The organism is Paenibacillus sp. 7541, assembly GCF_002276395.1.
Classification (GTDB): Bacteria; Bacillota; Bacilli; order Paenibacillales; family Paenibacillaceae; genus Paenibacillus_AQ; species Paenibacillus_AQ campinasensis.
This window is the reverse complement of sequence record NZ_NQLZ01000066.1, coordinates 1-1,900: the sequence shown is the minus strand read 5'-3', so window position 1 is coordinate 1,900 and position 1,900 is coordinate 1. Positions and strand designations below refer to the sequence as shown.

Sequence of the window (1,900 nt, the reverse complement as noted above, 5' to 3'; positions counted from 1 at the left end):
GGGAAAATTTCATCCAGACGCTTCAAGACAGACTCATCCAGCTTGACGTCCAGGCAGCGCAGCGAGCTTTCAAATTGCTCCAGTGTGCGCGGTCCGATAATCGGGGCGGTTACCGCTTCGTTGGCAAGCAGCCAGGCGAGCGCCACATTGTCCTGCGGCTCGCCCAGCTCCTGGCACAGTGCGGCAAACGCTTCTAACTGCTGGCGATGCTGCTCGATGCGCTCGGTGTTGCCGCCGCTGCGCGAGCCCTCCACCTTCAGCAGCGCATTGCGTCCAAGCAATCCGCCGTCAAGCGGACTCCAAGGGATGACGCCAAGGCCCAGCTCCTTGGCCGCAGGAAGGGCCTCAAGCTCCGGCAGGCGGCAATTCAGATTGTATTTATGCTGCTCGGAGACAAGTCCGAGGAAATGACGCTCCTTGGCTGCAGCCTGAGCCAGCGCAATATGCCAGCCGGCAAAGTTGCTGGAGCCGACATAGCCGATTTTGCCCTGGGACACCGCGACCTCGAACGCACCCCACAGCTCGTCCCATGTTACGGATGGATCAACATGATGCATCTGGTACAGCTCGATATGATCGGTTTGAAGCCGCTTCAGCGAAGCTTCGAGATGACGGCGGATTTTATAGGCGGACAGACCGGCTTCATTGTTCGGTCCGTCGAGCGGATCGCTCATGGAGCCGTATACTTTGGTCGCCAGAACAACCTTCTCACGCCGTCCGCCGCCGAGCTTGAACCAACGGCCGATAATCGTCTCGGTCAGGCCAGAATTTTCACCCCAACCATAGATATTAGCGGTATCAAAGAAGTTAATGCCAGCATCGACAGCTGCGTCCATGATGCGGAAGGCTTCTTGCTCATCGGTAGAAGGCCCGAAATTCATCGTGCCCAGGCACAGGCGGCTGACTTTCATGCCGGATTTGCCTAACGAGGTGTACTGCATGAGGGATCATCTCCTTGTTTATATTAGGGAATACGGTAAACGATTTCATTCTTTATTGTAGCGCATTGGAAGAAAAATGTAACCAGGCCGATACGCACAGCGTTAATAATGGCAAGAGCTTAACAAGGAGGAAGTGCCATTGAGCAGCCGAAATCGGAAAATCCCTATGCGTAAGCTGTCGCTATTGGGCCTTGCAGCCGTTCTGCTGGCGATCAGCGCTTGTGACCGCGCGCCCGCTGCCCAGCTGGAGGACATCGCCAACACACCAGCACCGAAGCTTGCGGAGGACCTGCCGCCGCCAAGCGCTGCGGCCCTGACGGAGGAGAACAAGCAGTTGATCCGCGACACCTTCGACTCGATCCAGTCCATTCAATATCTTCTCGAGACGGAAGGACAATCCCCTTGGGTTATCAAGACCGAGGAAGTGAGCATATCCCTTGCAGAGTTTGTGTTTGCCAAGAAAAACAGAGAGCTGATTCTAGCCTTGAATCAATCGGACGAAAGTGTAAAGGATGCTGAAGTGCTGCAGAGCCTGGTGACCGGCCAACTGGTCGTGCACTATGCCAGGAGCTTGGGCATAACGGTGACGCCGGAGGAAATCAGGGAGATGATCCATATGCAGCGGAGCGCGTTGAGCGAGGCGGAATCGAGCGCTGCCGCTGAAGGGCTCGTCCAATCGATCATGAAGGAGCGGATCCGGATTGCTGGTGGCAGCGCAGAAGACTTCTGGAACAGCGAAGATGTTTATCGCAGCTACGAGGCAGCGCTATACGACAGCAAGCTCATCGACCAGATCCTCGCCGATGAACGACTGCGTGGAATGGACAGCTACAAGGAACTGCGGGCCAAACTGTATGCGGACTTCCGGAAAAAGCACCCCGTCAGGGTGCCAGACCTTAGCCAGCTCGGGCTAAGCTAGACTTCACGAGACAAGGGGCTCCCTGTCACGCAGCTTTTTC

At 56.2% G+C, this 1,900-nt stretch carries 2 protein-coding genes; one reads left to right on the top strand and one right to left on the bottom strand.

The annotated features are described in order from the left end of the window. Nucleotides 1-941, bottom strand: a 941-nt coding sequence (locus CHH75_RS24405) for an aldo/keto reductase (protein ID WP_095399393.1), incomplete at its 3' end; no start/stop codon positions are given. A gap of 139 nt (nucleotides 942-1,080) precedes the next feature. Between CHH75_RS24405 and CHH75_RS24400 the strand changes: the two genes are divergently transcribed. Next, on the top strand, nucleotides 1,081-1,860 hold the full coding sequence (locus CHH75_RS24400; protein ID WP_095268142.1) for a SurA N-terminal domain-containing protein: 780 nt from the start codon (nucleotides 1,081-1,083) through the stop codon (nucleotides 1,858-1,860). The last annotated feature ends 40 nt before the right edge of the window (nucleotides 1,861-1,900 follow it).